This is a genomic window from Microbulbifer mixtoriginis (SeqCode), from assembly GCF_052466765.1.
Genome location: NZ_CP174289.1, coordinates 2,005,025 through 2,026,797, shown reverse-complemented (window position 1 = coordinate 2,026,797; position 21,773 = coordinate 2,005,025). Strand labels below are relative to the sequence as shown.

The 21,773-nt window shown below is 49.8% G+C and carries 22 protein-coding genes and 1 tRNA gene; 8 read left to right on the top strand and 15 right to left on the bottom strand.

The annotated features are described in order from the left end of the window. Positions 1-129 precede the first annotated feature (129 nt). Positions 130-855 (top strand): CARDB domain-containing protein, encoded by a 726-nt coding sequence (locus tag ACJJIV_RS09025; protein ID WP_444891470.1) that lies wholly within the window; start codon positions 130-132, stop codon positions 853-855. A gap of 30 nt (positions 856-885) precedes the next feature. Here the strand turns inward: ACJJIV_RS09025 and ACJJIV_RS09020 are convergent, their stop codons facing one another. Beyond that, positions 886-1,161 carry a hypothetical protein gene (locus ACJJIV_RS09020; RefSeq protein ID WP_252084332.1) on the bottom strand — a complete coding sequence of 92 codons (276 nt, stop codon included), beginning with the start codon at positions 1,159-1,161 and terminating at the stop codon, positions 886-888. Between the two features lie 464 nt (positions 1,162-1,625). On the opposite strand from ACJJIV_RS09020, the gene ACJJIV_RS09015 reads away from it, so the two are divergent. After that, positions 1,626-2,573 carry a GlxA family transcriptional regulator gene (locus ACJJIV_RS09015; RefSeq protein ID WP_444891469.1) on the top strand — a complete coding sequence of 316 codons (948 nt, stop codon included), beginning with the start codon at positions 1,626-1,628 and terminating at the stop codon, positions 2,571-2,573. Next, positions 2,570-3,829: a hypothetical protein gene (locus ACJJIV_RS09010; RefSeq protein WP_444891468.1), complete on the top strand. Its 1,260-nt coding sequence runs from the start codon at positions 2,570-2,572 to the stop codon at positions 3,827-3,829. Before ACJJIV_RS09015 ends, ACJJIV_RS09010 begins: the two co-directional genes overlap by 4 nt. A 158-nt stretch (positions 3,830-3,987) precedes the next feature. On the opposite strand, the gene ACJJIV_RS09005 is transcribed toward ACJJIV_RS09010, so the two are convergent. Together ACJJIV_RS09005 and ACJJIV_RS09000 are read right to left on the bottom strand one after the other, a co-directional pair. After that, positions 3,988-5,001 carry a zinc-dependent alcohol dehydrogenase family protein gene (locus tag ACJJIV_RS09005; protein ID WP_444891467.1) on the bottom strand — a complete coding sequence of 338 codons (1,014 nt, stop codon included), beginning with the start codon at positions 4,999-5,001 and terminating at the stop codon, positions 3,988-3,990. Next, positions 5,001-5,516, bottom strand: a complete 516-nt coding sequence (locus tag ACJJIV_RS09000; RefSeq protein WP_444891466.1) for an SRPBCC family protein — start codon at positions 5,514-5,516, stop codon at positions 5,001-5,003. The genes ACJJIV_RS09005 and ACJJIV_RS09000 overlap by 1 nt, the downstream gene beginning before the upstream one ends. A gap of 322 nt (positions 5,517-5,838) precedes the next feature. On the opposite strand from ACJJIV_RS09000, the gene ACJJIV_RS08995 reads away from it, so the two are divergent. After that, entirely contained in the window at positions 5,839-6,351 is a 513-nt protein-coding gene (locus tag ACJJIV_RS08995; RefSeq protein WP_444891465.1) for a hypothetical protein, read from the top strand. 358 nt (positions 6,352-6,709) lie between these two features. On the opposite strand, the gene ACJJIV_RS08990 is transcribed toward ACJJIV_RS08995, so the two are convergent. The 6 genes from ACJJIV_RS08990 to rpsU all read right to left on the bottom strand — a co-directional run bounded on the left by ACJJIV_RS08990 (position 6,710) and on the right by rpsU (position 12,530). After that, positions 6,710-6,786, bottom strand: a tRNA-Ile gene (locus ACJJIV_RS08990). A gap of 308 nt (positions 6,787-7,094) precedes the next feature. After that, positions 7,095-7,514, bottom strand: coding sequence for a diacylglycerol kinase (locus ACJJIV_RS08985; protein ID WP_444891464.1), 420 nt, complete (start codon positions 7,512-7,514; stop codon positions 7,095-7,097). Positions 7,515-7,604: 90 nt separating this feature from the next. Next, positions 7,605-9,485 carry an RNA polymerase sigma factor RpoD gene (gene rpoD / locus ACJJIV_RS08980; protein ID WP_444891463.1) on the bottom strand — a complete coding sequence of 627 codons (1,881 nt, stop codon included), beginning with the start codon at positions 9,483-9,485 and terminating at the stop codon, positions 7,605-7,607. Positions 9,486-9,680: 195 nt separating this feature from the next. Further along, positions 9,681-11,642 (bottom strand): DNA primase, encoded by a 1,962-nt coding sequence (gene dnaG, locus ACJJIV_RS08975; protein ID WP_444891462.1) that lies wholly within the window; start codon positions 11,640-11,642, stop codon positions 9,681-9,683. Between the two features lie 24 nt (positions 11,643-11,666). After that, positions 11,667-12,113: a GatB/YqeY domain-containing protein gene (locus tag ACJJIV_RS08970; protein WP_444883624.1), complete on the bottom strand. Its 447-nt coding sequence runs from the start codon at positions 12,111-12,113 to the stop codon at positions 11,667-11,669. Positions 12,114-12,314: 201 nt separating this feature from the next. Continuing rightward, positions 12,315-12,530, bottom strand: coding sequence for a 30S ribosomal protein S21 (rpsU, locus tag ACJJIV_RS08965; RefSeq protein WP_020411530.1), 216 nt, complete (start codon positions 12,528-12,530; stop codon positions 12,315-12,317). A gap of 173 nt (positions 12,531-12,703) precedes the next feature. Here rpsU and tsaD point away from each other — a divergent pair, with 173 nt between their 5' ends. The 3 genes from tsaD to folK are packed head-to-tail and all read left to right on the top strand — an operon-like array spanning position 12,704 to position 14,667. Then, positions 12,704-13,738, top strand: a complete 1,035-nt coding sequence (gene tsaD, locus ACJJIV_RS08960) for a tRNA (adenosine(37)-N6)-threonylcarbamoyltransferase complex transferase subunit TsaD (RefSeq protein WP_444891461.1) — start codon at positions 12,704-12,706, stop codon at positions 13,736-13,738. A gap of 45 nt (positions 13,739-13,783) precedes the next feature. Next, positions 13,784-14,173: a dihydroneopterin aldolase gene (folB, locus tag ACJJIV_RS08955; protein WP_444887906.1), complete on the top strand. Its 390-nt coding sequence runs from the start codon at positions 13,784-13,786 to the stop codon at positions 14,171-14,173. 2 nt (positions 14,174-14,175) lie between these two features. Continuing rightward, positions 14,176-14,667 (top strand): 2-amino-4-hydroxy-6-hydroxymethyldihydropteridine diphosphokinase, encoded by a 492-nt coding sequence (folK, locus tag ACJJIV_RS08950; protein ID WP_444891460.1) that lies wholly within the window; start codon positions 14,176-14,178, stop codon positions 14,665-14,667. Positions 14,668-14,737: 70 nt separating this feature from the next. Here folK and ACJJIV_RS08945 read toward each other — a convergent pair whose 3' ends face one another. Further along, positions 14,738-15,850, bottom strand: coding sequence for an NADH:flavin oxidoreductase (locus ACJJIV_RS08945; protein WP_444891459.1), 1,113 nt, complete (start codon positions 15,848-15,850; stop codon positions 14,738-14,740). Positions 15,851-15,998: 148 nt separating this feature from the next. Here ACJJIV_RS08945 and ACJJIV_RS08940 point away from each other — a divergent pair, with 148 nt between their 5' ends. Further along, complete coding sequence (locus tag ACJJIV_RS08940) at positions 15,999-16,460, top strand: winged helix-turn-helix transcriptional regulator (protein ID WP_282934464.1); 462 nt, start codon at positions 15,999-16,001, stop codon at positions 16,458-16,460. A gap of 21 nt (positions 16,461-16,481) precedes the next feature. Here the strand turns inward: ACJJIV_RS08940 and ACJJIV_RS08935 are convergent, their stop codons facing one another. The 5 genes from ACJJIV_RS08935 to ACJJIV_RS08915 form a co-directional block, all read right to left on the bottom strand. Further along, on the bottom strand, positions 16,482-17,540 hold the full coding sequence (locus tag ACJJIV_RS08935; RefSeq protein ID WP_444891458.1) for a type 1 glutamine amidotransferase domain-containing protein: 1,059 nt from the start codon (positions 17,538-17,540) through the stop codon (positions 16,482-16,484). A 202-nt stretch (positions 17,541-17,742) separates the two neighbouring features. Continuing rightward, entirely contained in the window at positions 17,743-18,990 is a 1,248-nt protein-coding gene (locus ACJJIV_RS08930) for a sensor histidine kinase (protein WP_444891457.1), read from the bottom strand. Continuing rightward, positions 18,974-19,669 (bottom strand): response regulator transcription factor, encoded by a 696-nt coding sequence (locus tag ACJJIV_RS08925; RefSeq protein WP_444891456.1) that lies wholly within the window; start codon positions 19,667-19,669, stop codon positions 18,974-18,976. The genes ACJJIV_RS08930 and ACJJIV_RS08925 overlap by 17 nt, the downstream gene beginning before the upstream one ends. Before the next feature lie 108 nt (positions 19,670-19,777). Further along, complete coding sequence (locus ACJJIV_RS08920) at positions 19,778-20,506, bottom strand: pteridine reductase (protein WP_444891455.1); 729 nt, start codon at positions 20,504-20,506, stop codon at positions 19,778-19,780. Then, complete coding sequence (locus ACJJIV_RS08915) at positions 20,499-21,719, bottom strand: multifunctional CCA addition/repair protein (RefSeq protein ID WP_444891454.1); 1,221 nt, start codon at positions 21,717-21,719, stop codon at positions 20,499-20,501. The genes ACJJIV_RS08920 and ACJJIV_RS08915 overlap by 8 nt, the downstream gene beginning before the upstream one ends. Positions 21,720-21,773: the final 54 nt, after the last annotated feature.

The following is a 21,773-nucleotide window of genomic DNA, read 5'->3' as shown; positions in this document are numbered from 1 at the left end:
TTTTCCGGCTACATACAGATATTCCATAAGGTCGCTTTACAATCTCTCCAGCCAATAGAATGTAGTTTTTATTTGATATATGGCTGAAGGGTAAAATAGTTAGTAAAAGATTACTTTATGGAGGGTAACATGTTGAGAATAATAATCAGTTTTTTAGCTAGTTTGCTGACTTTGATTTTGGCGATAATCAGTTATGCAGATCCGATTCAGGATATAAGTATGCAGAACTATAATGCTGGTTGGTACCCTAACTTCTATCAAGGTCAGGGTCCATTGACCTGCCGTAGAACTTGTGCAATTTGGGTCGGTGCTATACCAGAATCTGAACTGACAAAGGAGATGACAGAGGAGTTTGAACGAACCAATGTTTGTAAAATCACTCGCAATCCAGAGATTATTGAAAAGCCATATGATGATCCATTGGCCCATTGGTTATATGGTAATCAATTTGACGACAAAGCTAATTGTTATGCGGGTACACCCTTTGGAGTAATTGAAGATGATCACTACATGTGCTTATGTGTATGTGACAAACCAGACCTGATCGTGAGCAAAATTCATGATCCAATCTGGGACTCTGGTTCAGGGCAATCCCTGATTGCTGTAGATATCACCAATATCGGGCAAATGGCAGCTGCCGCAAGTTTTGCTCACCTGATCGATCCCGATACTTTTGCCAATGATGTTCAAGCAATCCCAGCCTTAGCCGTTGGTGCGACGATAACCCTCATCTTTACCCTGAATTATTGGGTATTTGATCCTGATGCGTTGCTGGAAGTGACCGCAGACTATAAAAACATCGTGGAGGAATGCGATGAAACTAATAATATGCTGGTTTATAAAAAGCAGGGTTAAAAATACATCTTATTAGTGTTCGATAATAAATTAACGAGCTAAGTGAACATTAATTACCTCACAGTTCTCCTTGCTTACTGTAGCCGTTGGCATACCACCGCCTTTGATATTAGTATCGGGCTTTTTGGGCACAATGATGTACATACGATGGTAGTTACGTAATACGTAGTCTTTCTTGTTTGCGCTTAACCAAGGGTATTCGTTTGCAATGGCGGCTACCCCCCTTGCCAGGGCAATACCATCGGTACAATTATTTGGTGTGGTGGTGGCCATAACCATGGCTAGTAGGGCAGATGAAAAGAGCATAAATCTTGTTCTTTGGCCGAAGTCGGGGTAATCGAGGCACTAAGCTGTCACTCGGGAAGTATAACTAAGTCGGCTACAGAGCTGTAGTGATCTATACCAGAGTTTTGTCCATCTATACTCTCTCACAGCAGAGTGGCAGGTCTATACCGGTCACTCTGCTAAACCTATTTTCCCTCATGAATTCTCAATTATCCCCATACGGATTTCTTTGCTTTGCAATATCTTCATTTGATTATCCGCTTCGACGGTTCTCAGTTGAAACTATAAAAGGAGAAATTTGAAGGAATGAGTACTTATGAATAGCGAAAATCTGTGGCTTGCGACACGAGTACATAAGATGGCATGGAAAATGAAGCTGTTAACCACAGCGTATTTTGCGTTGCAATCGGCATGTCTGTTTTTGTCGTAATTGCGTCTTTTGTGACATTTCTAGAGGAGTAGAATAGGTACAAGGAGGAATTACTATGAGCAGAAAGATTGGTTTTTTCATTGCCGATGGTTTTCAGGCCCTGGACTTATTTGGCCCCTTGGATGCATTTATGGAGACTAACAGTTTTATCAGTGAGGCCTATTCTTGCTATTTATTAGGTTTGTCTTCAGGGGTTGTTGAAACAGCATATGGACAATCCCTTTCTGTAGACTGCGATATCTTTGAATTACCACAAGTCGATTACTTGGTCATTTGTGGCGGTGTTGGAATGCGGCAATTGGAACTGAACTCGAAGCAACTCAATGCTTTGAGACTGATAGCTGAAAATGCCCATAGGGTAATGAGTATCTGTACCGGTGCTTTTATACTGGCAAAGATTTTTCCTGAACAGAGTCATAGAGTTACTACACATTGGCGACACTGCCGACAATTGGCACAACAGGCGGTTAATTATCAAGTAGAAGAAGACCCGCTGTTTATTGAAAGTGAAGGAATTTGGTCTTCCGCCGGTGTTTTATCTGGCGTCGACCTAGCCTTAGAGATCATCCGCAGAGACCACGGCAATACTATTGCTGCGAGTGTTGCCAAAGAGCTGGTGGTCTATCTACAGCGCCGTGGTGGCCAGGCGCAGTACTCAGACTTATTACAAGTACAATCTGGCGATAGCATGCGTCTCAACCCATTGCTGGAGTGGTTAGCTCAAGATTACCAAAAACCTATCAATGTCTCCGATATGGCCGAGAGAATATCTATCAGTGAGCGCCAGTTAACACGCTTGTTCAAGCGTCATTTACACAGCACGCCTAGCCAGTATTTAAATCAAATTCGCCTCAACCGGGCGCGGGACCTGATTACCTGCGAGTCCTTGAGCTTGGAGCAAGTGGCTCTAAGAGTGGGCTTTTCCAGTTACGATAGTTTTCGCCGGGCCTTTCACCTTCAGTTTGGAGTCTCCCCCTCATATTTCAGTCGGAATCAAGCATGAAACAAAGATTATTTTTAATTATCTACTTGTTATTTTTTTCATATAAAGCCTACACGCTTGAAACTGAGGAGGTTAGTTTGTGGAAGGAAGATATACAGCAATTACAGAAATTAATTGAGACACATCATATAGATCCGTTTGTTAATATTGATAAATATGAATTCTATGAGCAAATCCATAATCTACTTAAATCTCTGCCAGATATGAATGAAGCAGAAGTAGAGGTGGGAATAATGCGTTTAATGCGTAGTATTGGAGATGGTCACACCTTCTACAATATGATGTCTGGGCCCCATAGGCATTACCCATTTCGATTTAAATACTTCGTTGATAAACTTAAGGTTGTAGATTCAATAGCAAAATACAGTTTCTTGCAGGGAGCGGAGCTTACAGCTGTTAATGGTTATAGCATACCTAAATTAGAGCAGCAGCTTGCTCCTTTTGTAAATTATGTAGATAACCCCTATAGCTTTAGGTTTTCCTTCAGTCTTCATATCACTTTGGCAAAGTTTCTTTATGGAACTGGCATTAGTGATGGACAAGATGAGGTGACTTACCAGTTTTTAAAAGATGGTAGATCTATCTCAATGAAAGTGCACTCTGTGCCTATGGAAAAATTTGGTGGGCTGAATACACAGTATCCGGTTTTGGTTCCTGATATTAATTATTTTAATATCGACCTGTCTGGTATCCGCCTGGCTTTACTAGGAAAGTACGACGCAGTTTACGTGGACTTTGATAGTTATCCGGATTTCAGTGATCTTCAAGAGCAGTGTGAGAATATTGTTGATATCATACGTGGTAGTAGAGTTCAGAATCTTGTTATCGATTTTCGAGATAATCATGGTGGGGATTTTTACGTAGGCTTGGCTCTCTCCTCCTGTATTCAAAATTTGGATCAATTCGATTGGCGCAATGGTATATATGTAATGATTGATGAAGGTACTCAATCAGCAGCGATGAGTAATGCGGCCCAGTATCAGCAAATTCTCAATGCCAACTTGGTGGGTACTCCGACAGGCGCCGATCCTAATATAGCCTCTGAAACTAACCGTTTTAAGCTTAAAAACTCGAAGAGAGAGATAAGTATTGCCAAGCGCTATTATCGCTTTATTCAATCTCCTACCGATGCGCTCTACCCTGATTTTCCGATGACGACAAGCTGGCGTGACTATAAGCAGGGTAGGGACGGAGCACTATTACAGTTACTAAATCATATTCAAGAAAAGGATCGTGAAAATCAGGTAAAGTCATAGGAAATATTGACTTTTATTGTACTGAAAAAATAATACACTGCACTCGAAATCTTATTAGGTTTCAATACTCATTGAGCGCATTCATGAGTTTATTCATAATAAATGCTGATAGCAGTGTATTAATCGTTTTCTAGAGAATAGCTCTTTAAAATAAACGATTACCACTCCACACAAATCTTACCGAAATGTGAACCGCTGGTTTGGTACTCAAAAGCCTCCTCAAGATTGGCAAATGGAAATGTCTTATCGATAACTGGATGTACTGTATTACTTTCCAATGCCGCAACATAATTCTGCTGTTCACGGCGATTTCCCACAACCAGCCCTTGTAGGCGTGCCTGTTTTCCCATCAGTAATGCTGTTGGGACTTCTCCCTCTCTGCCAGTTAGCACCCCAATGAGGGAAATGTGCCCCCCCACCCTAACCGACTGAATGGATTGTTCCAAAGTGGCGGGCCCACCCACCTCGATAATATGATCGGCCCCTTTGCCATGGGTTAACTCCAGTACTTTTTCTGACCACTGTGTATGGGTCTTATAATTAATCCCGTGAGTTGCCCCCAGCTTCTTGGCGCGTTCTAGTTTCTCATCGGAGGATGAGGTCACAATTACTTGGGCGCCCAACATATTGGCAATTTGAATTACGGCAATAGATACGCCGCCAGTACCAAGGGTTAAAATTATATCTCCTGGTTTAACCTTGCCATCGCTGACCAAGGCCCTCCAGGCCGTGAGGCCCGCTGTGGTAATAGTGGCAGATTCAGTATGACTCCAGCCCTTGGGTGCCAGGGTAAATGCAGTGGCATCACGTACTACATGCTGGGCTGCCATTCCATCAATGCCATCTCCGGGTGTATTGGCGAAGCCCCAAACATTGTGACATGCCGGCCCTGCCTGCCATTGGGGAAAAAAGCAGGAAACCACGGAATCACCGATCTTAAATTCGGTGACACCCTCACCAACGGCCTCAACTGTTCCTGCACCATCAGACATTAAAATACGGCCATCTTCGGTAGATATACTGCCGTCGGCAACCAGCAAATCATGGAAGTTGAGCGAAGATGCGCCAATGGCAACACGGATCTGCCCAGGCCCCGGTTTGCCGGGGTCATCAATTTCACTCAGGGAGATGTTTTCAAGACCGCCAGGTGCTTTTAGTGTCAGTGCTTTCATTATTTTCTTCCTTTAATCTTAAGTGCCTCTGTTCTCAGGCCCTCTAGCCAATCTTGATGGCCATTAATCATAGGGTTAGGTCGCGTTTTCGCTAATTCAATGGCAGGTAAACCATTCTGTGTTTCCTGGGTGAGGATACGTACTCGGTCGCCGGATAGATCTTCTATCAACCAGGCGTGGTGAACATCTAGGCGAGCACCTCCCTCACCAGCCCATCCATGCCAAGCTACTCGCGCGGGCTGCCCTTTGACCGGGGCAACGTATTCTACACAGCGCGCTTCAACCGGAAAGCCGAAAGTTTCAAATGAAAACCGGGTTCCCTCTCTCAATTCAGGCCCCAACCCATCCTGGAATTGGATATTGGCAGAGTTTGTATAGTAGCGGGGCCATAGCGATGGGGTGTTGAGTAATGGCCATATATCCAAAGTAGATAATCCTGCGACAATTAGCTCATTAGAGCAATAGTTATCGGTAAATTCTGGAACAAAGCCCTGAGGCCAAATGATTTCGCTCATTGTGATTTCCTCGATTTTGTCACCGGCCATTTACTTATTCCCTGGGGGTTTACCGGTATCTCATTCAATCTTATAGGTCTAATTCAGAGAGTTCATAAGATCATAATGGCGGAGAAACATTAGTTTAATTTGGAATTTTTTATATAAATAATTGTTATACCTTGTTGAAGTGTTGAATTTTCATAATAAATTTGATCATAGGGCTAAAGTTACATAAACCAACAACTATTTGATCAGTTAAAGAGTATTTGGCGCTCTTGTCTGCTTCAAGCTGCTATAAGTATTTAGCTGGCATACACCTCTGGTTAACTGGTTATCGCTCATGATGAAGACTTTGAATGGGAGTAAATTTTTAATTGCTCTGGTTGTATATTTATCTGTAGAAAATTTTGCGTATTCTGAGAGTTACGATACGGGCGATGAGCGTGATTGGCTGTTGAATGCAGAAAATGATAAAGATCGCTTTATTTTACTGCAAAACTATCTTGGTGGTTTTTCTGTTTCCATGTGGGAAGTAGGAGATCGTTACAAAACCATATACTCGGCACTTCAGAATGAGAACTTTGACCTAGCTATATATCATTGGAAAAAAATTAAAGCTGTCATTGAAAATGGTTATCTAAAACGTCCTGCCCGGAGGTCAAATTCGGATGCAATTTTTATAAACTCAACATATGAAGCTGTACTTAGTGCATTTGAGACCAGGGATATAAAAAAAGCCTGGCAAGGATTTTCCAATGCCCGCTCTGCATGTATGACATGTCATGTCGCCGAAAAAATACCTTGGATGAATGATCAAAATTTATTTAGAGATACTACTGTTTCAAATAACTGAACACTATTTTTAATGGTTTACTGAGATGATTGAGCACCCTATTTGAAATTAAAACACTTCGACTAGTTGTTAGGAGTAGTCTTGATATAGATCTATTCATAATAGTTCAGGCTTCTAATCGCTCTCTACCAGTGGAGAGTATCATCCGCTGTAAAAGTTTTTATGACCTTCTATGTTTCTTGGAGATTTTGGTGGTGATGGCGGATTAATAGTTTGATGTTTGAATTTAGTAGCTCTAGAAAAGGTGTGATATATCGTTAGCTACTTCAACGTTGGGAGTGCGCGCTTTTACTAGGCGCCTAGAAACCCAATGAGTCACATGAGAAGGGATTAATTGGGGATTAATTGGGGATTAAAATGGTGGGCCCTCCGGGACTTGAACCCAGGACCTGCCGATTATGAGTCGGATGCTCTAACCAACTGAGCTAAGGGCCCACACTTTGCTTGCGGGTATCGTTGCAAGCGGTTGGGAAAAGTACAAGATTTTTCCTTTCAAATCAATGCCTTTGTGGCAGAAATTTCTTCTTGCGGTGTTTGCAGAACAACGTCAATCTCAGTAGCTATTATTTAAGCGGTCTTTAAATTTTAACTTCCCAGTCTAGAAAGTAAGGGATGGATATCCCATTTTGAGCTTGTTGGTACGGCTGTTCAGCTTGTTGGTGTTAGTTAGTACCATTGTTCAGATTATGGAAAGGGAGACGTAGCCTCCCTTTTTTATAATTAACGATTTTCAAGTAGTGCGGTTAAATCGGCAACTTGGGAATCACAATACAACCCCAGACGATAAACCACATTAGCAGGGCCACCGCTACTGCGGCAGAGCCGGTGTCTTTGGCGATCTTGGCTAGTGGGTGCTTCTCAGCTCCTATGCGGTCCACAGTGGCTTCAATAGCGCTATTGATAAGCTCCAAAGGCAATACCACCAGGCTAACAGCTATCAATACGGCGCGTTCAGTCGGGGTGTCTCCTACCCATAGGGCAAAAGGGACAAAGAAGATAGCGAGGATAACTTCAATACGAAAGGCTTCCTCATTACGCCAGGCGGCGCTGAGACCTTCGCTTGAATATTTGGCGGCGGCAATCAGGCGGGCAATGCCTTTTTTGCCTGGCTTGTTGGCGACTTCTTCAGACTCTTCCGGTTTATTGGCGACTTCTTTTTGCATGCTACTCTCCTGCCATCCGTAGACCCTTGCGGGCGGTCATGATTGTGTCACATAAAAAAGCCCGGTCGAACCGGGCTTTTTCGTGGGGGCTTACTCGTCGAGGAAGCTCCGCAGGTGCTCTGATCGGGATGGGTGCCTCAGCTTACGCAGGGCCTTAGCCTCGATCTGGCGGATACGTTCACGGGTTACATCGAACTGCTTACCCACCTCTTCCAAGGTGTGGTCGGTGTTCATGTCGATACCGAAGCGCATACGCAATACCTTGGCTTCACGCGCGGTCAGACCGGAGAGCACGGAGCGGGTGGCGTCGTGCAGGCCGGTCTGGGTGGCGGTGTCCACCGGGGAGGACTGGTTCTGGTCCTCAATAAAGTCACCCAGGTGCGAGTCTTCATCGTCACCGATAGGAGTCTCCATAGAAATGGGCTCCTTGGCGATCTTGAGAACTTTACGCACCTTGTCTTCCGGCATATCCATACGCTCGCCCAGCTCTTCCGGAGTGGGTTCGCGCCCCATTTCCTGCAACATCTGGCGGCTGATACGGTTGAGCTTGTTGATGGTCTCAATCATATGTACCGGGATACGAATGGTGCGCGCCTGGTCTGCGATAGAGCGGGTAATAGCCTGGCGAATCCACCAGGTGGCGTAGGTGGAGAACTTATAGCCACGGCGGTATTCGAACTTATCCACGGCCTTCATTAGGCCGATATTGCCCTCCTGAATCAGGTCCAGGAACTGTAGGCCGCGATTGGTGTACTTCTTGGCGATAGAGATAACCAGGCGTAGGTTGGCTTCAACCATTTCCTTTTTAGCGCGGCGGGAGCGGGCCTCGCCAATGGACATACGGCGGTTGATCTCTTTGATCTGGCCTACGTCTAGACCGGAGCGCTCTTGGCACTGGGCCAGCTTGCGTTGCGCGCGAACGATATCGTCTACGACATGACGCAGGGCGTCAGAGTAGTCGCGCTTCTTTTTGATGATCGCGGGGATCCACTCTTCATTGGTTTCGTTACCGGGAAATTCCTTGATAAAGGTCTTGCGCGGCATACGTGCACGCTTAATGCACAAATTCATAGTGATGCGCTCTTGCCTGCGCACACTATCGAGAATATCGCGAACTTCGCCGTAGAGAGGATCGAACTGGCGTGGTGCCAGTTTGAAGTAGCGGAATACCTCGGCGACGGCTTCCAAAGCAGTACCGGCTTCCTTGGAGTCACGACCGTGGGCGGCGATGGCCTCATCGGCGGCTTTCTGTGCGACGATCAGCGCATTCATACGCTCGGCCAGCTCCTCTGGGTCGAGACCGCCGGCGTTTTCCTCTTCTTCCTCGCTGGAGGAATCGTCGGCGTCGTCCGAGTCATCGTCCTCTTCGCCTTCGTTTTCAGAGGACTCGCTGCTGTTGTCGCTTACTACAGCGGCTTGGCCAGCCTGGGCTCCGGGGGGCACATCTTCTGCTGGGTCGAGCCAGCCGGCGATGACATCGGGGATACGGCGCTCTTCTTTCTCGATTAGCGCGTATTCATCGATGATTTGCTGTACTGCGCCAGGCCAGTAGGCGAGGGCGGCCATCAGCTCGCGTAGGCCCTCTTCGATACGCTTGGCAATGGCGATTTCGCCCTCGCGCGTGAGCAGCTCTACGGTGCCCATTTCGCGCATATACATGCGTACCGGATCGGTGGTGCGGCCTACATCAGACTCAACTGCGGCCAGTGCGGCGGCGGCTTCGGCTGCGGCGATTTCGTCGGCGGAACTGTCACCCTCGGCCATCAACAACTCTTCGGCATCTGGTGCGCTTTCGAACACCTTGATACCCATGTCGTTGATCATGCCAATAATGTCTTCCACCTGATCGGGATCGGAAATATCTTCCGGGAGGTGGTCATTTACCTCGGCATAAGTGAGATAGCCCTGCTCTTTACCGCGGGCGATCAACTCCTTGATACGGGAGGTTTGTTGCTGGGTTTTGTCGGTCATGCACAACCCTGAATTCTGGGGATGAAAATACGGGACAAAGACGCGGGATTATAGCGTATATGCACTAGCAATAACCACTCTAGCTGTCAAGCAACGGCTCTGGTGTGAATTTTAGGGTGCTGAGGTTCCCGTTCCCGCCCGGCGGGGTGAGTGAATATAGTGTTGAGGCCGCAGTTTTCAAGGGGTTATTGCAGATTAATTGTCTTTTCTGCGCCAGTTGGCCAATAAAGCCAGTTGTTCTTCCTGACTGAGCTGGGCACCGGCTTTTAACTGGGCCAAGAGATCGCGATTGCGCTGCTTGGCATCGGATTTTTCTAGGTGACGTAGACAGTCGTTAAATTCAGCCTGGGGATCGTATTCTAGGTTGCTATCGCCTTGGGCTAGGTGACGAACCCCGGAAACTAGAGGAGATATCGCCAGCTTAGCCAGAATATCGCTGGATTCGGCGCCGTGATGGGCGCGCCAGTGGCCGATCAATTGGCGAAAGTTAAGTTGTGGGCGGCTCTTGAAAAGCTCCACCAGCTGGGCAAATAGCAGCAGGTCTGGGTTGTCGGCGCCGAGGAACTGTTGCAAATCCTCAATCTGCGAGGCCAGCTCGGGGTGGTGGAGGATCAGCGCTACTAGCATACGTTCAGGAGGTAGGCGATACTGGCCGGTGCGGCGTGGGCTGTCCCCGAGTGTGGGGGAATATTCAGATTCGTCTTCGCGGGGCCAGGGTTCCGGCGGGGTGCGGTGTTGGAGTTCCACATCCTGCTCGGTAGAGAGGGGTGCGCCGTTGACAGTTGGCTGTGCCTGTGCTTGCTGTAACTGGGTGTTGCGAGCCTTCTCCGCGTGAATCACCTCCTGCAGAGTGTCTTTGTCTAGTCCGGTACGCGAGGCCAGCTGCTGGAACATCAGTTGGCGATATACGCCTCCTGGCAGCAAATCCAGCAGTGGGGCGGCCAGCTTGGACAGGCGCGCGCGGCCGTCCATGGTCTGGAGGTTGATGTCTTCGCTGAGCAGGTCGAAGAGAAAGTCCTCCAGGGGGTGGGCCTGCTCTTCTATCAGTTGCTGGAAACGTTCTCCACCCAGTTGCCGCACCAGAGTGTCGGGGTCTTCGCCTTCCGGCAGCAACAAAAAGCGTAGGCTGCGGCCGTCCTGCATATGGGGCAGGGCAGATTCCAGTGCGCGGCGGGCGGCGGCGCGGCCGGCGCGGTCACCATCAAAACAGAATAGCAATTCACTAGTGTGGCGAAAGGCCAGCTGAATGTGCTCTTCGCCGCAGGCGGTGCCAAGGGTGGCGACGGCGTAGCGGATATCGAACTGCGCCAGGGCCACTACATCCATATAGCCCTCCACCACGATCAAGCGCTCTAAGTTGCGATTGGCCTGGCGCGCCTCCCACAGGCCGTAGAGTTCACGGCTCTTGTGGAAAATCGGGGTTTCCGGGGAGTTGAGGTACTTGGGCTTTTCGTCCCCCAATACCCGGCCGCCAAAGGCGATGGTGCGGCCGCGCTGGTCGCGAATGGGGAAGATGATACGGTTACGGAAGCGGTCGTAGTGGTGACGCCCGCCTGGTTTGCTGTTGCCGTCACTGTCCTGGCGACGAATGGCGAGTCCTGCCAGTTCAAGCTGGTCGGCCTTTTCGGGAGTGTCGGCCAGGGCATTGAGCAGGTTGTCCCAGCCCGGTGGTGCCAAGCCGATGTCGAAATCTCGGGCGATTTCCCCGGATAATCCGCGATTGCGCAAGTAGGCCACTGCGTTACCTGCCGCAGGGTGGTTGCGTAGTTGTTCTCGGTAGAATTCTGCAGCTTTTTCCGTCAGTTGATAGAGGGATTGGCTTTCCCTCTGGCGCTTTTCCTGCCCGGGAGCCAATGCCTCTCTGGGTACTTCCAAGCCGCGGGTGGCCGCCAGTTTTTCCACGGCTTCGGGAAATGGCAGGCGATCGTATTCCATCAGGAAGCCGATGGCATTGCCGTTGGCGCCGCAGCCGAAGCAGTAGTAGAACTGCTTGTCTGGGCTCACGGTAAAAGAGGGGGTTTTTTCGTCGTGGAAGGGGCAGCAGGCGGAGTAGTTTTTTCCGGTCTTACGCAGTTTTACCCTACTGTCCACCAGCTCGACGATATCTGCGCGGGCGAGCAGGTCGTCGATAAAGTGCTGGGGAATCTTGCTGGGCATACTTTTCTGTAATCCGGCTGGGCGTTAGGCCAGTCGGGCCTTAACCAATTTGCTGACTGCGCCCATATCTGCACGGCCTTGAACCTGAGGCTTCACCTGGGCAATCACTTTACCCATGTCGGCCATGCCGCTGGCCCCGGTGCTCTGCACGGCGGAAGCGACAATTTCGCTAATCTCCGCTTCGGTCAACTGTTTGGGCAGGAACTCTTGGATGACTTCGATCTCCGCCTGTTCCACTGCAGCCAGCTCGGCGCGGCCGGCCTTTTCATACTGGGTGATGGAGTCGCGGCGCTGTTTGGTCATCTTGTCCAGCAGAGCGAGGATACGCGCGTCATCCAGATCGATGCGCTCATCCACTTCAACTCGTTTGATCTCAGCATTGATTAAACGCAGGGTGGCAAGACGCTCTTTGTCGCGTGCTTTCATTGCGTCTTTGGTCGCTTGAGTCAGGGTGTCCTTGAGAGTGCTCATAGTGAGTGTTCCGGGATTGGCATTGATTGTGGTTTATTGGGTTGAGCGCTAAGGATAGCGCGTCCGCCGAGCATGGAGAATGCGGTTGGCAGAACGAAAAACGGCGCGCGAGTAGGGCTCGCACGCCGTTCTTTATAGCTCCGCTACGGGCTAAGCCCGTCCGGCCGCCTCGCTGCGACAGGCTTATTCAGCCTGCGGCTCTTAGTAGAGACGCTGGAACTTGCGGTTTTCGCGCTGAAGCTTTTTAGCGTGACGCTTAACAGCGGCAGCAGCTTTGCGCTTACGAACAGCGGTGGGCTTCTCGTAGAACTCGCGACGACGTACTTCAGACAGTACGCCTGCTTTTTCACAGGAGCGCTTGAAGCGACGCAGAGCGATATCGAAAGGTTCGTTGTCTTTGATTCGTACAGAGGGCATTAGGATACCTGTTAAAATTCGTTTCTCTCGGCCATTCCGGCAATGCTCTCGCAGTTGCATCCGGTGGCCGGTTCACAGCGAGGGCGCAAATTCTAAACACTCCTATACGGGATCGCAACCCCATTTTCCAGTATGATAACCGCCCCTCGAAGTAGTCACGAGAATGAAATCAAGTGCGCGTCCTCGGTATAGAAACTTCCTGCGATGAAACTGGCGTCGCTATCTACGATTCTGAGTCCGGTCTGCTCGGCCATGCTCTATTTAGTCAGGTTGACCTGCACGCCGATTACGGCGGTGTAGTCCCTGAACTGGCAAGCCGCGACCATGTGCGCAAGCTGTTGCCGTTGGTACGGCAGGTAATGGCGAAGACCAATACCAAGCCTTCCGATTTGGAGGGAGTAGCTTATACCGCCGGTCCAGGCTTGGTTGGCGCCCTGATGGTGGGCGCCTGTGCCGGCCGCGCCCTGGCGTATGGCTGGGGGGTGCCCGCTGTGGCGGTGCACCATATGGAGGGGCATTTATTAGCTCCGATGCTGGAGGACAATCCACCAGCTTTTCCTTTTGTGGCCTTGCTGGTCTCTGGTGGTCATACCCAATTAGTAGAAGTGCGCGGTCTTGGCGACTACGAACTGATGGGGGAATCCTTGGACGATGCCGCTGGCGAAGCTTTTGACAAGGCCGCCAAGATGCTCGATCTGGACTACCCCGGTGGTCCGCGATTGGCAGCCTTGGCTGAGAAAGGTGATCCCAAGCGCTTTACATTCCCTCGCCCTATGACGGATCGACCGGGGCTGGATTTCAGCTTTTCGGGCTTAAAAACCTTCACCCTGACCACTGTGCGTCAGCACGCCCTCGAAGATGGCCTGCCGGATGAACAGACCTGTGCGGATATTGCGGCAGCCTTCCAAGAGGCGGTCGTGGATACTCTAGTGATTAAATGTCGCCGTGCAATTAAAGCCTCTGGTTATAAAACTCTGGTCATTGCCGGTGGGGTTTCCGCGAATAAATTGTTGCGTGCACGTTTGGAAACGAGCCTGCGCAAGGATAGCGCCCGCGTCTACTACCCCCGTCATGAGTTTTGCACCGATAACGGCGCTATGATCGCCTATGCCGGTAGTTTGCGTTTGCAAGCCGGAGAACAGACGAGCCTTGCAGTTGATGTGCGTCCACGTTGGCCAATGACAGAATTGCCCAAGACCGAACTTTAAGAAATCCCAGGGGCATCCTGGCAGTAAAAAGAAAAGAGCCGATAAATGGATATTGTTTATATACGGGATTTAAAGGTGAATACCATTATCGGTATTTACGAGTGGGAGCGGGAAGTACGCCAGACTGTCAGCCTTGATATAGAAATGGCTTTCGATATCAGCGAGGCGGCGCGTACAGACAATATCGAGCACACACTTAACTATAAGGCGGTGGCCAAGCGCTTGATCGCTTTTATTGAAAGCAGCGAGTTCCTGCTGGTGGAAACTATGGCGGAACAGGCTGCGGCAATTGTCAGGGAAGAGTTTTCCGTAAGCTGGCTGCGACTGCGTTTGTCCAAGCCGGGTGCGGTCAGAGGGTCCAGGGATGTGGGTGTCATTATTGAGCGTGGCGAAAGGCCAGCAAAAGGTGCAGCAGCGATGTCTGCGGGAGTGTAAACGTGGCTCAGGTGTATCTCAGCCTCGGCAGTAATATCAATCGCGCGCAATATATCCGCGCAGCGCTGGATGCCCTTGCAGGACAGTTTGGCGACTTGGAGGTGTCTCAGGTTTTCGAGAGCGAAGCGGTAGGATTCCCTGGGGATAATTTTTACAACCTGGTGGTGGGGCTACAAACTGACCTGCCAGTAGGGCAGCTGGCCCTGTGTCTGCGTGGTATCGAAGATGCCAACGGCCGCCTGCGCTCTGGACCTAAATTCAGTGCGCGCACCCTGGATATTGATATTCTTACCTATGATCAACTTACTGGGACTATCGACGGGGTAAAATTGCCTAGAGGTGAGATTGTAAAAAATGCCTTTGTTTTACAGCCTCTGGCAGAGATTGCTCCAGAAGTATTGCATCCGATCGAGCAGAAAACTTACCGTCAGCTGTGGAATGAGTACGACCAGGCTTCACAAAAATTGTGGCCGGTAGAATTTATTTGGCCGTGATTCCAATAATTTTTTAAAAAATGTAGATAAAAAAGCAGCCTTTACAGGCTGCTTTTTTTGTCAGTAAAAATTAACTCAGGCTCATTAGCGCCTCTTTGGTGAACGGAGTGATTTCCTCCGCGCGATCTTCACGTACCTTAGCGAACCAGTGTGAGTCTTGTAATAGTGCGCGGCCAACGGCAATCAGGTCGAACTCCTGGTTGTCCATACGACGAGTTAGTTCGCCTAGATCGGTAGGGTTGGCAGTACCGCCCATGCCCTGGTTATTGCCGCCGATAAAATCATCGTCAAGGCCGACACTGCCGACAGAAATTACTGGTTTTCCAGTCAGCTCCTTGGTCCAGCCTGCCAGGTTGAGATCAGAACCCTCAAATTCTGGCACCCAGAAGCGTCTTGTAGAAGCGTGGAAAATATCAACGCCGGCTTCAACTAGCGGAGTCAGGAAGCGTTTCAGTTCTTCCGGGTTTTGCGCCAACTTGGCTTCGTAATCCTGCTGCTTCCATTGAGAGTAGCGCAGCACTATGGCGAAATCTTCGCCTACGGCCTCACGTACCGCTTTGATAATTTCCACTGCAAAGCGGGTGCGATTTTCGATGGAGCCACCGTACTCGTCATCACGTTGGTTGGTACCTTCCCAGAAAAACTGGTCGATCAGGTAGCCGTGGGCGCCGTGAATCTCTACGCCGTCAAACCCAATTTCCTTGGCTGCTTTCGCCGCGTCTGCAAAAGCTTGTACAACTTCCTGGATGTCCTCTTTGCTCATCGCCTGGCCATTGGGCTTGCCGGGTTTGAACAGGCCTGAGGGGGAGTAGCCGGGCACTGATTTATCCGGGCCTATGCCCTCTTTGCGCACGGAGCCTACGTGCCATAACTGCGGGATAATCTGGCCACCGGCAGCGTGTACTTCGTCTACCACCTTTTTCCAGCCGGCGAGAGCGGCCTCACCGTAGATTGCCGGTACATTCTCGTAGCCGTTTGCGGCTTTATGATTAACGAAGGTGCCTTCGGTAATAATCAGTCCCACTTCACCTTCAGCTCGGCGGCGGTAATAGCCGGCCACTTGGTCATTGGCAGAATAGCCCGGCGACATAGTGCGGGTCATGGGGGCCATTGCGACCCGGTTGCGCAGCTTTAGGGATTTATGCTCGAAAGGACGCAGTAGGTTGTCCAGGGAACCACTCATATTTCTCTCCTGAATGTCTCGATTCAACACTGGGACTCACTGGTCCCACTAGGTCACAATTAAAACAGTTGCGTTATAAGACCTTATTTTAAGGTTGAGTTCAATATCTGGTTTCGTATTGCAACTCTTTTGTCGGTATACTAGGGATATGTCACGTAAACGCTTTGATGATCTTGATTGCTCCCTGGCTTGCGCCCTGAATGAGGTAGGGGACTGGTGGTCCCTGCTGATAATTAAGCAAGCGATGCTGGGTACCCGCCGTTTTGTGGATTTCCAAAGAAACCTGGGAATTGCCAAAAATATCCTTGTGGATCGGTTATCACGTCTGGTGGATAACGAGGTGCTGGTACGCTTTGATGCGGGTGAACACGGTACTCGCTACGAGTACCGCTTAACGGAAAAAGGCCGGGACCTGTTTACGGTGGTAATCGCCCTGCGCCAGTGGAATCTGCGCTGGAACGGCAATAAAGATGGGATGCACCTGGTCGATAAAAACAGTGGTGAGCCTATCTCCGAAGTGGCTGTGCAGAATGCCCAGGGACAAAAACTCAGTATTCGCGATGTATTATTTGTGGATGAAAATGGCCAGCCCCTAGAGCAGGCTGGCTAGCTGGCTTTTTGAGGGGCTCTATCAATCCTGGCTCTTGGACAGCAGTCTGATTATGTCCAGAGCCCTGCCCGGCTCCCAGCGCATAACAGAGACAACGCCGTGCATGGCCAGTAGGCGCTGGTCTATTTCCCCTTTCTCCTGAAGCTTGTGTAATTTCTCTGTGGCCTCGGTAAAGCCGCGCTGCTCATAAGTGAGTAGTAATTTGACGGTCTGCTCCGCCGGAGTGATTTGGCGTGGAACAGGGGTATACCCCATCGCGCTTACCATACTCTCAGCCGCTAGCCAGGTGGACCAGGGGTTTTGCCCGGTAATAAGCTGGCCATCCACACTGACTTGTTCCAGGTAAGTGGGCCCAGCCTGAAAAAACGCGCCTTGCTCACGTAATCGATCCTCAAGCAGGAATGGAAATCGTTGCTCGGCGTCAGGAATAAGAAAAAGCTCCTCTTCGTTAGTAAAAGCACTGATCTGCCGATCGGCGATTAAGGGCTCGCCATTATCCAGGGTGACATTGGCAAGGGCTGCTGGCCCGTGGCATACCGCTCCGATAATTTTGCCGCTGTTATAGATTTCCCGCACCAGGGACTGGATATGGGGATTGCCGGGGAAATCGAACATGGTGCCTTTACCGCCGACAAAAAATACGGCCTGGTAATCCTCTGCTGATACTTGATCGATAGGAATACTGTTGTTGACCTTTTGTTGTGCCTCCGGGTCATTGAGAAAGGCATAGTCGAAAGGCCCCAGATCATCTTTATCGATCACCGCAGGCGGTTTGCCGCCTTTGGGACTGGCAATATCGACAATAAATCCGTTGGCTGAAAAGATGTAATAGGGGCGTGCCAGTTCAGTTAATTCATAACCAGTCGCCTTGCCACTATCTCCCATCGTTTCAGTACTGGTGACAACAGCTAAGATTTTTCCTCGGCTTTCCCTGGGTAATTGTTGTAAATACGGCAGGTCACTTACTGTCGTAGTGGAAAAGTCCTGCTCTTGGGGTGGAATTAGGCCCTTAATCCAAATAATAAAACCAAAAAATACGGACAAAGTCAGTGCCAGGGAAATAACAATTTTCTTCAACATATTAATCTCCAAAATTGCAGTAGTAGACGGAAAATCTTCTAGTGAGTTCGTAGGAGAATAAGGGATGGAAGGTGAAATTCAGGTGAGATTGTAGTTGCTATTTAGGAAGAAAGAAAAAGCTGCGCTCGAGATCGTATAAGGTATGGATGCCGATTCACTGTGCATCTCGAGCGCATACGGTAAAAATTTGAATCTTAGAGCGCTACTGTGTAAAAGATAGAGAGCACTGATAAATATTTTTTTTACACTGGATAGAAATGGTCCAATTTAAGGCTTCACAGATTCTCTTGGCCAGGAAAAGGCCTTGACCAATGCCGTCACTGCCTTCCCTCTTTTGGCCGGGTAAGAGGGAGGTTTCTAGATCTAATTGGTTGTCTGTGGCGTTCTCAAAAAAGAGTGTGTCCCCCTTATAGGTAATAACCAATTCAGGGCTGGTAGCGTGCTGTAATGCATTGCTGATCAAGTTGTCGAAGAGCAGACTTACCAGGTGTCGATTGGCCAGGACTCCGACTTTGTGCCCTAACTTTAAATCAACATTAAAATGCTTTTGTACAATTAACTGGTGTTGAGCTAAAAGACGTTCCTCTAGTAAAGCGCACAATGGGATATCTTCCGACTGTAGAGACTCAGAGCGGGCGAGGGCTAATAGTGTCTTAACGGTTTTTTCCATACCGGTAACAGTTTCTAATAGCTCATTTTTCTCAGCTAAAGTCATTTCCCGATTTTGACTGAGAGCCAGTGTGCTTTTCAGAATGGTTAGCCCGGTGCGCAACTCATGGCTCGTATCCCGGGTAAACTCAGTTTCCCTGCGCAATGTTAGCTTGAGCTGGTTAAGTGTATCTTGCAACGTACTTGCGAGATAACCGATTTCATCTTGTTCATTGTTATAGGGCAGGGAAATTTGAGAATCGCAGTTTCTCTGCTGCTGAACTGCTTTAGCAAGGGTTACTACAGGCGCGATGGTTTTACGGGAAATACGAAAAGCACAATAGAGGGCTAAGAGTAGGGTCAAGATACAGGCGCTGGCAAAGAGCCAAAGAAGTTTTGAAGATTGTCGCGTAACAGTGAGCAATTCACTGACTTCAGCTACGAGAACGGCGGAATGGTTGTCCGGAAAATGTACTCTGCGTAAATGGAAGTGATGTTCAGTATCACTAAACCACTCAGCCTTTTCTGCATAGCTTGGTAGGGCAGTGCGCAGTTCGGCCGGAATTATTTTGCTTTCAGTGTATAGCGTTAAATAGGGTAGGCGTGGCTCTGGGGTCGTATTAGTCAGTCTTGCCTGCTGTTCGAGGTAGCGGACTTCTCCGGCCAATAAGTTATCGAGTAAATGATCTTCAACTACATAGGCCACCATCATACAAATGGCAAAAAACACCAAGCATAGCAGCAGGGTAAAACTGCCAAAAATAGCGAAGACCTTCCTCTGTAAATTACTGGTTTCGCGCATTGGGAGTTTCCAACTGATAACCGAGATTGGTGATGGTTTTCAACATAGGGGCCTGGAAAGGCTTATCCAGTGTTTGGCGAAGACTATAAATGTGGGATTTTAAGGCGTCTGTTTCTGGGGGTTCATCACCCCAAATATGGTGGATTATTGCCGAGCGGCTTACTGGTGCTGGCGACGCCTGGGCGAGCATAGTGAGAATGCGAAAACCGATAGTTGTCAGGGGCAGAGGTTGTTTATCCCGGTAGGCCGTTTGCTGGCGCTGGTTTATGTGTAAATCACCGACCTTAATTTCTTCACTGGTATGCAGCTGGTGTCTACGTGCCAGGGCGCGGCATCTCAGTATCAGTTCCCTTGGTTCGAAGGGCTTACATAAGTAGTCATCGGCACCGATACCAAATCCGCGTTCTTTATCTGCGAGAGCATCTCGGGCAGTTAACATCAGAATTGGCATGTTAACTGGCGCTTGTGCCTTGATCTTTTCGCAGACCTCCAAGCCATCCATATCCGGCAGACCCAGGTCGAGAATAATCAGGTCGAAGATTTGTTCCAGGGCCAGCTGCAAGCCCTGGCGACCCCGGTGGGCATAATCTATCTGCCAGCCCTCAGCATGTAGGAATTCGGCAAGCTGGCGGGCGATAGTGGGGTTATCTTCAATCAACAATATCTTCAGTGAGCGCACCGGCAAATCTCTTTTGGCAGAGGAAGTTACAAAACATTCTGACAGAGTGCCGGTGAAATTGAAGTGAAGCCCCGTTGTTGGACTGTTTTAGATATTGGTTGGACCGCTCTAGATATTGAGGTTGCGGCCGCCGTCAACGGCAATAACCTGACCGTTGATATAGGGGGCATCACAGGCAAGGAAGCGCACGGTCTTGGCGATATCGCTGGGGGCACCGGTTCGAGCCAAAGGAATGCGCTGGGTGATTTTTGCTTTCTTGGCTTCGTTAGTTGCCTCTTGTTCTGGCCAAAGAATGGCACCGGGGGCGACTGCATTGACCCGGACCTGGGGCGATAGCTCCAGAGCGAGGCTTTTTGTCAGCATTACCAGCCCAGCCTTGGCGGCGCAGTAAATAGTATGCTTGGGCATCGGGCGCTCGGCGTGAATATCCGCCATATTAACAACGCAACCCTGCTGCTGGCTGAGTGTTTCTTTCAGGGCCTGAGTGAGAAAGAAGGGGGCTTTGAGGTTGCTGCCTACCAGCCGATCCCAGTCCTCCTCGGTCGCCTTTCCCACAGGTGTGGGGTGAAATGCTGAGGCATTGTTGACCAGAACATCAATACCGTCCCAGGCCTCTTGTGCACGCTGGGCCAGATTGGAACAGGCATCGGCGCTATTCAATTCACTGTGCAACGCTATGGCAGAGTTGGGGCGAAGTCGGTTCAGCTCGTTTGCCAGGGCCTTGGCTGCATCAGCCGAGTTGCGATAGTGAATAACAACCCTGTGATCTCTATGTAGCTCCTCAGCAATAGCACGGCCCAGGCGTGCGGCGGCACCGGTAATCAACACATTACGCAATGTAGTCATCCTTTACTTTGGCGATTGCCTTGATGCGCTCCCGGTCCAGTGCTTGCCCAAGTTTCGCACCCTGGTAGCCCTGTTTAATCAACTCCTCGGCAGTTACTGCCGCTGCCCCATCTCGAGCGGCGCGTAAAAAGTTCACCTGTGGATAATCTCGATTCTCCAGCCCCTCCCGACCTCGGGCATCTGCCTCACAGGCGCGAAGAAAGTCTTCAAATCGCTCGGGACGTCGCAAGGCATCCAGACTGCGGATCATTTTCATAATGGTTTGTGGGCGCAATTCGAAGGCTCTGTGGCAATGCAGGTGATATTCGCAGACCCCGACAGCTAGTGCAGTCAGGTCTTTTGGGGTACGCCAGCGCTCACAGACGGCTTTTACAAGAGGTACGCCTGCGGCCTCGTGGCCGTGGTGGCTGGGAAGAATTTCCTCGGGAGTCAGTCCTTTGCCCAGGTCGTGTAGCAGTACTGCAAAACGCAAGGGGAGCTCTGCCGGTGCGGCGCGCAGGGCTAGTAGTACGTGTTCTCCAGTGTCCACTTCGGGGTGGTGTTTGGGCGGCTGGGGAACACCAAACAAACTTTCTAACTCTGGTAAAAGTACTGATAGGGCGCCGCAGTCTCGCAGTACTCGAATAAAAATATCGGGGTCTGGCTCGGTAAGCGCCCGGCTTACCTCTTTCCAGACTCTCTCGGCCACCAGATATTCCACTTCACCCGCTTCTACCATCTGGCGCATGAGTATCATGGTCTCAGGGGCAACGCTAAAGCCAAGGTGATGGTAGCGGGCGGCAAAGCGGGCCACTCGCAGTACTCTTAGCGGGTCTTCTGCAAAAGCAGGGGAAACATGGCGCAAAAGCCGAGCTCCAAGATCTTCCTGCCCACCGTAGGGGTCAATTAGCTTGCCGTCGCTGTCTTCTGCAATGGCATTAATAGTGAGATCTCGCCGCAGGAGATCCTCTTCCAGGGTGATATTGGCATCGGCGTTAACGGTAAAACCGCCATAGCCGTGTCCGCTCTTTCTTTCGGTGCGAGCGAGCGCGTATTCTTCACCGGTCTCAGGGTGTAGGAATACTGGAAAATCTTTGCCGACTGGGCTGTATCCGAGGTCCTGCATTCTATCTGCATCTGCTCCAACCACTACCCAGTCACGCTCGGTGACTGGACGATTCAAAAGTTTGTCGCGCACTGCGCCGCCAACGAGGTAGATCTTCAAAAATTGTTCTCCAGAGCTGGAGATATCATTAATTCGGTAGGTGATTGTACTGCC

Coding starts and splice junctions, on each gene's coding strand:
- ACJJIV_RS08945 (WP_444891459.1), bottom strand. CDS start 15,850: ATGAGTGGTTCCCTGGACAACCTACTGCGTCCTTTCGAGCATAAATCC.
- ACJJIV_RS09020 (WP_252084332.1), bottom strand. CDS start 1,161: ATGCTCTTTTCATCTGCCCTACTAGCCATGGTTATGGCCACCACCACA.
- ACJJIV_RS08940 (WP_282934464.1), top strand. CDS start 15,999: ATGTCACGTAAACGCTTTGATGATCTTGATTGCTCCCTGGCTTGCGCC.
- ACJJIV_RS09000 (WP_444891466.1), bottom strand. CDS start 5,516: ATGAGCGAAATCATTTGGCCTCAGGGCTTTGTTCCAGAATTTACCGAT.
- ACJJIV_RS09005 (WP_444891467.1), bottom strand. CDS start 5,001: ATGAAAGCACTGACACTAAAAGCACCTGGCGGTCTTGAAAACATCTCC.
- ACJJIV_RS09025 (WP_444891470.1), top strand. CDS start 130: ATGTTGAGAATAATAATCAGTTTTTTAGCTAGTTTGCTGACTTTGATT.
- rpoD (WP_444891463.1), bottom strand. CDS start 9,485: ATGACCGACAAAACCCAGCAACAAACCTCCCGTATCAAGGAGTTGATC.
- ACJJIV_RS09015 (WP_444891469.1), top strand. CDS start 1,626: ATGAGCAGAAAGATTGGTTTTTTCATTGCCGATGGTTTTCAGGCCCTG.
- ACJJIV_RS08970 (WP_444883624.1), bottom strand. CDS start 12,113: ATGAGCACTCTCAAGGACACCCTGACTCAAGCGACCAAAGACGCAATG.
- ACJJIV_RS08935 (WP_444891458.1), bottom strand. CDS start 17,540: ATGTTGAAGAAAATTGTTATTTCCCTGGCACTGACTTTGTCCGTATTT.
- rpsU (WP_020411530.1), bottom strand. CDS start 12,530: ATGCCCTCTGTACGAATCAAAGACAACGAACCTTTCGATATCGCTCTG.
- ACJJIV_RS08995 (WP_444891465.1), top strand. CDS start 5,839: ATGATGAAGACTTTGAATGGGAGTAAATTTTTAATTGCTCTGGTTGTA.
- ACJJIV_RS08930 (WP_444891457.1), bottom strand. CDS start 18,990: ATGCGCGAAACCAGTAATTTACAGAGGAAGGTCTTCGCTATTTTTGGC.
- ACJJIV_RS08985 (WP_444891464.1), bottom strand. CDS start 7,514: ATGCAAAAAGAAGTCGCCAATAAACCGGAAGAGTCTGAAGAAGTCGCC.
- dnaG (WP_444891462.1), bottom strand. CDS start 11,642: ATGCCCAGCAAGATTCCCCAGCACTTTATCGACGACCTGCTCGCCCGC.
- ACJJIV_RS09010 (WP_444891468.1), top strand. CDS start 2,570: ATGAAACAAAGATTATTTTTAATTATCTACTTGTTATTTTTTTCATAT.
- folB (WP_444887906.1), top strand. CDS start 13,784: ATGGATATTGTTTATATACGGGATTTAAAGGTGAATACCATTATCGGT.